Origin of the sequence: Mesorhizobium sp. M5C.F.Ca.ET.164.01.1.1, assembly GCF_004792125.1 — a bacterium.
GTDB classification, from domain to species: Bacteria; Pseudomonadota; Alphaproteobacteria; order Rhizobiales; family Rhizobiaceae; genus Mesorhizobium; species Mesorhizobium wenxiniae.
The window spans coordinates 353,826-361,857 of sequence record NZ_SRTG01000003.1 but is presented as its reverse complement, the minus strand read 5'-3'; the positions used below and the strand labels follow the sequence as shown (position 1 = coordinate 361,857).

The window sequence follows — 8,032 nt, the reverse complement described above, 5'->3', positions numbered from 1 at the left end:
CGATAAAGGACTGGGTCACGCCCTCGCCCTCGTTGAGCCAGACCATAGCCTTCATGCCATCCGGCAGCTCGTTGACCTGGTCGATGTATTGAACGTCGACCAGATTGAAACCGGCGCTTGCGACTTCCGTGGCGGACCCACCTGCTGCGAAATGAAGTGCCATTGATAATCCTTTTTCTTAGCGCCCCGCGGTGCCTGCCTACTCGACGGCGTATATTAGCTTCAAATCACATACCCGCACCCCTCTGATAGATTCGTTGATCACCAGCAGGATCGCCTCACTGAAGCAGAATTTTACTTGGGATGACCGCGATATTGCCAAGTAAAATTCCATTATATAATCGTATACATTAACCACGGCATTCAAATAAATTGTCCCGTTTTTGCCAGAGTGGTCTTTCACATTGCTTACATATGATCCGCCTTCGATAGTGATTTCCTGTCGAGGAGTTTTCTGTTCAATAAAATTATAGATGGCGTCGAAGCCGGTATTTCGCGAAGATGCCTTGGTGATGCTGACCCACTGAAGTGGCGCCACAAAAGTCAGATTTTAACTGCCGGCAACCAGAGTCCATGAATAGAACGGCAGCCAGAATAGCTTTTCTATACACTTACCTGCGGGCAATCTGACTGCGTTACGCTAGGTGCTGAGCCAGGCCATGTTCTCTGGCGTCGCAACCCAATTTTCTGTGGACAGTGGGCAGGTGCTCGCTCATAACGACGTCATCCGCCAACGACATGCCGACATCGGAGATGGTCGAGCTAGGTTACCTGCTGGTCGCAGGCAGATTCTACCAGGGCGGAAGTGACTGAGATGCGGTTCAACCAGCGTACTGAGGCACGGCCCACGATCGGGACGATGCTCAGGCTGGCAACGCCACCGACCGACCCAGACTGACGTGACAACGGACGGTTATCGGAAGCGCAGTCCCTGATTGCCCCGCCCGCCGGCCAATGTGCCCGCAGGATTTTCCTCAAGTTCGACGTGCAAAACGATCCCGCCACACCCCTCATTGCGCAGAAGGATATGCGCGTCGAGAGGCCCGCAATACGGCCTCGGTAGCACACCCTGTGCAGGTCTTTGGCGTGGATTGCCTCGCCAAGTCGGAGACTTAGCTGCCTGACGCTCGCAAGGCCTTGATCCAAATGCGGTTTGCGTCATGCAAACAGACGAGGACAGTAGGCAAGCCTGCCCGTACCGTGACTTGGCATCCATACACGCAGAAGAAGCGAAACCAAGATCGTGAAGGCAAAGTCAAAAGCCCGCCACTTCCCGCGATTCGGGGACGGCACATGGTCGGGAGTGGCAGGATGAACCCGCATCTCGTGTGTGTGGGAGGCGAGGATCACGCCTTGAGAATTCCTTTCCTGATGTCGCTTCGCGAAAGGGGTTTTCGGGTCACTGCAGTCTCGAGTGGCGCTGAAACCGCGTTTTCGCGGCATGGCATTCCGCATCACCGCTATGGTTTCGACCGATTTGCCAGCGGCGGCAGCGGGGAGTGGGGCGCCATCCGAACGATTCGAAAATTAATGTCGGAACTGCGACCAGATGTTGTCCAAAGTTTCGACACCAAACCCAACCTGCTGACGCCACTTGCGGTGCGCGGGAAGGCTCCAGTCATCCGCACGATCAACGGTCTGGGCTGGACATTCTCGTCGCAGGAGCCACGGGCTCTGGCCCTGCGTCCAATCTTTTGCGGACTGCAATGGCTTTCGTCCTTCTGGACGGCTGCGACGGTCTTCCAAAATCGGGACGATCAGGCTTTCTTTGAACGCTATCGACTGATCCGACGCGGCAGCGGGCGGCTGATCCGCAGTTCTGGAATCGACGTCGATGCGTTCGCCATGGCAAGGCATCTTGCCCCGTCGGCGATGAAGATGCGCGAAGAGCTGGGGCTCCAATCCGCTGAAGTCGTAATTTTTGTCGGCCGGCTGACCCGCCAGAAGGGTATCCCGACGCTCCTCAAAGCAGTCCCGCACATCCTGTCCAAAAGGCCCAATGCGCGTTTCGTGCTTGTCGGCCCATGGGAATCCGAAGGGCCATTTGCCGTCGACAAATCGGACATCGATCGATATGCCCCCCATGTCATCGCCTTAGGCCCACGACGCGATGTTCCAGCCCTTCTTGGCGTGGCCGATCTGTTCGCCTTTCCAACACAATATCGGGAAGGGATCCCGCGCGTCCTGCTCGAGGCAGGACTGGCGGGATTGCCCATCGTCGCCTCAAGAATGCCTGGCTGCAATGACGTGGTTGAAGACGGATGGAACGGCTATCTCGTCCCACCGCACGATGCTGATGGACTTGCGTCTCGAATAATAGACATCCTGTCCGACCGCGGTCGCGGAAAGATCATGGGCGGTCGTTCCGTCGAACTCGTCCGGGAGCAGTTCGCGCTGCCGTGGGTCGTAGACCAGTATTGCGATCTGTACAAAAATGTCCTGAGCGCCAAATCCCACGGCGGTCTCGCTCGACCGGCGTCCTCGATCTTGCTTGAAGAGGATGCCGCAAACCGCGGACCGGGTGGAGCGCGCCGATGATCCGGAACGCGTTGCTGGCTGGCGGCATTGCGATGGGCTATGCAGTGCAGATCAGTGTTCCGGGGATGCCCTTCGGATATACCGAATTGTTCCTATCGCTCTGGATCATGCTTTCGATCGGGCGAGTAGTCGCGGGTGGTCCCTTGGAGGCCACGCCGGCCCTGTTCCGTCTTGCGACCTTCTGGCTGATCTTGACGTTTGCTCTGGGGGTCGGTGCCATTGTCGGCTTACTGACCACGGCGGTTCTGGACCTCTCGGCGCCGATTCACGACATAATGGCCTACATGCTGTTGGCCAGCGTCACCTGTCTGGCCGCCGCGGAGCCCGACGCTCATCGCCAACTGCGCCGCACTGCCTGGTGGGCGATCGGGATAGTGAATGCATGCTTTGTCTTTCAGCTGGCGCTTGGGTGGGGTTGGATCCACCAATCCGGCGTCAATCCCTGGTTCTGGGATCGCTTCACCGGATGGTCCGAGAATCCGAACCAACTCGCGCTCTATTGTGCACTTTTTGGCCCCCTGACCCTACATCTTGCGACGACCACAAGCAGTCCATGGGGAAGGTTGTTTGGGTTCAGCAGCCTTGTACTGACCGTCTATGTCGGAAGGCTGACAAGGAGTGATGCCTATCTTGTTACAAGCGTCCTGACCGGCCTCATATTTCTGGGGCTGCGGGTTCGGACATGGCTCACGACCGGTGACAAGGGCAGCGTTTCCCGGCAAGTCGCGGTCCTCTTGATGCTCGGCTTCCTCCCCCTGGCGATGTCGATGACGCCCTACGTGCTCAGGGACCTGAGCAGCGTCGAAAATTTCGCCAAGAGCCTCAGCAAGGGGAGGGGCGGGGAGGAGACCGTCGAAACCGCTGAACTTCGCGTCAGGCTCTGGGGAAACGCAGTCTACAAGGGCGTGACGTCAGCGTCTCTTGGCCTCGGTCCTGGCCCGCATGTGGACCGCCCCTCCGTCTACTATCGGCAGTTTCTGCCCGAACCTTTCGAGGCCCACAACACGATCCTCGATCTGTACACTCAAGGTGGTCTGATTGCGCTCCTCGCCCTGTTTTGGATCGTCGGCTCGGCCGCCATGTCAGCATGGCGTGCGAAGCTCGACGCGCTTTTTGCGCTGGTGGTGGCGATCATGATTTACGGGTTTCCGCACCTGATCATCCGCCACCCGATCGTTTGGTTTGGGCTGACCCTTTGCCTTGTTGCCGGAACGCCGCGAGCAGTGTGGGCTACTTCCAGGGACTTGGGGTGACGGGATGTGTGGGATTGCCGGAATCCTTCTTGCACCCGATGCGGCTAGAGCGAAGCCGCTGAGGGCAATAGCGCAAATGACGACAGCTCTTCGTCACCGTGGGCCTGACGGCGACGGCTTCTGGACAGATCGTAAAGCGGGCGTTGCCTTCGGCCACAGGCGTTTGGCCATCGTCGACTTGTCGGAGGCGGGACACCAGCCGATGCATTCGGCGACTGGCCGATATACCATCACCTTTAACGGCGAAATATACAATTTCCAGGATCTGCGCCGCGAACTTGAAGACGCGGGTCATCGTTTCCGCGGCACCTGTGATACCGAAGTCATGCTGTGCGCGATCGAGAGTTGGGGGCTCGATACCGCACTCACTCGCTTCGCCGGCATGTTCGCTTTTGGATTGTGGGATATGAAGACGAGGACCCTTCATCTCGCCCGCGACCGAATGGGCAAAAAGCCGCTTTACGTTGCTTCAACACGCGATGCGCTCGTTTTTGCCTCCGAGTTGAAGGCGATCAACGGCTTTCCAGGCTTCCGTCAGGAACTCGATATCGATGCCGCCACGTCGATGCTGTCGAGGGGATGGGTACCGGATAACAAGTGCATCTGGCGAGGCGTGTTCAAGCTGCCGCCCGGCTCAGTCCTGTCAGTGACGGCCGCAGATTTCGCTGAGGCCCGCAGTGTCGCGTCGCTTTCGCATCGCATCCGATACTGGTGGTCGCTGGCCGAAGTCGCCGCGAAAGGTCGGCAGGAACCAATTGTCGGCACTGACGAAGAACTGACGGATCAGCTCGACGGCCTGCTACGACTTGCGGTCCGGGAACGCATGAACGTTGACGTGCCGCTGGGCGGCTTTCTATCCGGTGGTGTCGACAGCTCCGTCGTTGTAGCCCTGATGCAGGCTCAATCCACAAAACCGGTGCGTACGTTCACGGTCGCTTTCGGAGAGGGCGGGTTTGATGAGGCTCCCCATGCTGCGGAGGTCGCCCGGCACCTGGGCACCGACCATACCGAACTTCACCTTTCTTGCGCGACCGCGCGCGAGGTCATTCCAGAACTGCCGCAGATCTGGGACGAGCCGTTCGCCGACGAATCGCAGATACCAACTCTGCTCGTGGCGAGGCTCGCTCGCCAGCACGTTACGGTGGCTCTGACGGGCGACGGTGGCGACGAATGCTTCGCCGGCTACGCTCGCCATCTCATGGCAGCCCGAGCGAGACGACAGCATAGGCTGCCGTCGCCGCTGCGTCAGACGCTTGCGGCCGGTGTTGGATTGCTGGCTCGTGCAGCCCGTCACGATCGCGTCAGCAAGCTGCCGCTTTCGGCGCATGCACGGCACGCGCTGCGGAGCGACCGGTTGGATCGCCTGGCTCGGCTGCTCGCAGCGGCAGATGAGGACGAATTGTACCATCGGCTTAGGGGATCATCGACCGAGAACCTCACCCAGCATGAGCTGCCCTTATCAGTTCACGGCGCACCGCCGCTTGATGGCCTGCTGTCCCGCCTCTTGTACGACGACATGGTCGGCTATCTGCCCGGCGACATACTGGTGAAGCTGGACCGCGCCAGCATGGCCGCCAGTCTCGAGGGGCGATGCCCGCTTCTCGACCATCGGGTTGTCGACTTCGCCTGGCGATTGCCGGCGGACGTAATGGTTCGCCACGGCAGAGGCAAGTGGATCCTTCGTCAGTTGCTGCATCGGTATGTTCCCAAGCGGCTGACCGATCGGCCGAAGCAGGGCTTCGACGTCCCTATAGCAGTCTGGCTGAGAGGGCCGCTGCGCATCTGGGCCAACGATCTGCTCGCCGATATGCGCCTCTCCGGAGACGGGATCTTCGACTTTGCAAAGGTGCAGACGTGCTGGCGAGATCACATTGATGGAAGGCAGGATCATTCTCGTGATTTGTGGGCGGCGTTGATGTTCCAGACCTGGCGCAACGAGGCCCATCGGCCCCCGGCGCCCGCAGCGGACCGGTATCCCGCGCTCGAATTGGCAGGAGTATAAAATGGAAGGTTCCATAGTCAGCCGGAAGCAACTTCCGCGCGCCACTGAGATGCATGTAACCGCGCACGAGACCAAGCCGCGCATGAGGCGGCCGCTGCGCGAGCAGATGGACGCGCAGAGCTCCATCCATCAACTCCTCATCACCATCGCGAGGAGGAAACGGTTCCTGCTCGCCATGGTCATTCTGGGCGGTGTTTTGGCCGGGCTTGCGGGTTTTGCTGTCCCTGTGGGTTACGAGGCGACCACGCAAGTTATCCTCGATGCTCCAACCAGGACTGGGCCTGCCGGCACAGAACCTGCCCCGGAGATGCTGGATGCCAGGATTGACGACAATATAACCATGCTCTTGTCGCAAGGACATCTGCGTCGCGTGATGGCAGCGCTGCGCAAGACGGAGGCCGGCGGCACTGCCGAACAAGGTGATGCCGGAACTGGAAGTTCTCGTCCCGACCCTGCTCGCGGCGGCCGGTCGATTTTGCGCTCATTTGCAGACGGCCTGCTGGGCGGAATATGGCCGCAGGGCAAGCCGGAAGCTGCGGATGCGGCTGAACTAAAGGCGTTGCGAAAGGGCGCGAGGGTTGGACAGGAACTGCGGTCGAGAGTCATCAGCATAGGCTTTACCGACCACGATCCGACGCGAGCCGCTATGGTGGCCAATACGTTCGCCCGATTGTTCATCGACGATCTCGCAATGAGACGCCAGGCAGCGGATAGACTGGAACTCACCTCGATAGTCGCTGCCTTGCCGGGCGTACAACGCGATCTGGCAGAAGCGACCGATCGTCTGGAAAAGTATCGACTGAGCCATGGTGCAGTCGACCAAGGTGCTGCGGACAACGCTGCCAAGGAGACGGCTGAACTCAGCCAGCAGATTTCCCTGTCGAAAGCGGATCTCTCCGCCACGGAATCTCGGCTTCAACATATTCAGGAGTTGCGAAAGGAGGGAGCATCGGTCGCCTCCCTCGCTCAAGCTATCGGATCACCGGCGCTGGCCGACCTGGCGGCTCGCCAGGCCAATGACACGGCACATAAAAATCTGAGCGATGCGATCAACCGCGAGATCGAACAAGGCACTGCTCGTATCGCTGCGGAAGCCAGCATCTACCGGGCCCAGATTGCAGCTCTGGAAAGTCGCAAGAATGTGCTCGACGCGGTTGTGGCCGATACGGCCGGCCGGCTGTCCGGGCTGCGTGCACTCGAGCCGCAGGTCAGTATCTTGACGGAACGATACAACCAGCTTCTGACCCAGCAACAGGACTTGATACGGCGCATCGCAACTCCTTCGGCCGGAGTGTCGGTCCTTTCGGCGGCATGGCCGCCGACGGTTCCTAAGACCCTGTCGCCGATTTTCCTTATTCCACCCGGTATGGTTGTGTTTGGGCTTCTTGGCGGGGTCTTCGTTGTCGTTCGCAACCGCCTCGATCAGACTTTGCGGGGCGAGGCCGAAGCTGAAGCAGCGCTCGGAGTTCCGTGCCTGGGGCTGATACCACAAGCTGCCACAATGCACGCCAGACGGCTGAAGCAGCTGGTTTTAGCCCAGCAGAGGTCCAGATACAGCCGCGCCGTGACATCCCTGCTTGTCGCCGCAGCACCCAAGCAAGCGAGGGATCGCTCGTCGCACATCATTCTCGTAACGTCCAGCGTCCAGGATGATGGCAAGACCGAGCTTGCATGGAGCCTGGCCCTGGCAGCCACCCGACTGGGGGGGCGAGTGCTTTTCCTCGATCTTGACCGCACGGGCGCTCGCCTCACGAACGAATTCCTGGATGAATTCACGGCGCTCAAGCCACACAACTTTTTCGGGGACTATGTGAGTGAACGCTGTGCCTTGCACGAGGCAATCGCGGGAATGCCTGAAATCGGAATCGACTTCATGGCTCTCGCACCGTCGGAGGATCTGCTGGCGTTGCTGTCCACGGTCGACAGTTCCCTGTTCACGGATGAGCTGCACTCGATCTACAGCGTCGTCATCGTAAATGGACCGCTGGGACTTGGAGGGCCGGAGGCCGGGCTTCTGACGGGCTGGGCTGATGCGGTTCTTTTCGCCATTCGCTGGGGCAGGACGCGACGCAGCATCGCACGCGGTGTTTTGGAAACGCTTGCGAGCGATGCGTCAGTTTCGGTCCCTGTCGGGAGCGTTCTCACGCAGGTTAATCTCAAGAAGCACGCCGGTTATCAGTTCGGGGACAGCGCTGATCTTTTGCTCGAGGAAACATCATGAGCGTCACAAGCGGACTTC

4 protein-coding genes are annotated in these 8,032 nt (G+C 59.5%); all 4 read left to right on the top strand.

What is annotated here, in order from left to right; all coding sequences use genetic code 11:
- The first annotated feature begins 1,311 nt into the window (after positions 1–1,311).
- The 4 genes from EN807_RS22680 to EN807_RS22665 are packed head-to-tail and all read left to right on the top strand — an operon-like array spanning position 1,312 to position 8,014.
- Positions 1,312–2,538 carry a glycosyltransferase family 4 protein gene (locus EN807_RS22680; protein ID WP_135936730.1) on the top strand — a complete coding sequence of 409 codons (1,227 nt, stop codon included), beginning with the start codon at positions 1,312–1,314 and terminating at the stop codon, positions 2,536–2,538.
- On the top strand, positions 2,535–3,791 hold the full coding sequence (locus EN807_RS22675; protein WP_135936729.1) for a polymerase: 1,257 nt from the start codon (positions 2,535–2,537) through the stop codon (positions 3,789–3,791). The genes EN807_RS22680 and EN807_RS22675 overlap by 4 nt, the downstream gene beginning before the upstream one ends.
- Before the next feature lie 4 nt (positions 3,792–3,795).
- Entirely contained in the window at positions 3,796–5,793 is a 1,998-nt protein-coding gene (gene asnB, locus EN807_RS22670; RefSeq protein ID WP_135936752.1) for an asparagine synthase (glutamine-hydrolyzing), read from the top strand.
- A 1-nt stretch (position 5,794) separates the two neighbouring features.
- Entirely contained in the window at positions 5,795–8,014 is a 2,220-nt protein-coding gene (locus EN807_RS22665; RefSeq protein WP_135936728.1) for an exopolysaccharide transport family protein, read from the top strand.
- Positions 8,015–8,032 lie beyond the last annotated feature (18 nt).

Coding starts and splice junctions, on each gene's coding strand:
- EN807_RS22680 (WP_135936730.1), top strand. CDS start 1,312: ATGAACCCGCATCTCGTGTGTGTGGGAGGCGAGGATCACGCCTTGAGA.
- asnB (WP_135936752.1), top strand. CDS start 3,796: ATGTGTGGGATTGCCGGAATCCTTCTTGCACCCGATGCGGCTAGAGCG.
- EN807_RS22675 (WP_135936729.1), top strand. CDS start 2,535: ATGATCCGGAACGCGTTGCTGGCTGGCGGCATTGCGATGGGCTATGCA.
- EN807_RS22665 (WP_135936728.1), top strand. CDS start 5,795: ATGGAAGGTTCCATAGTCAGCCGGAAGCAACTTCCGCGCGCCACTGAG.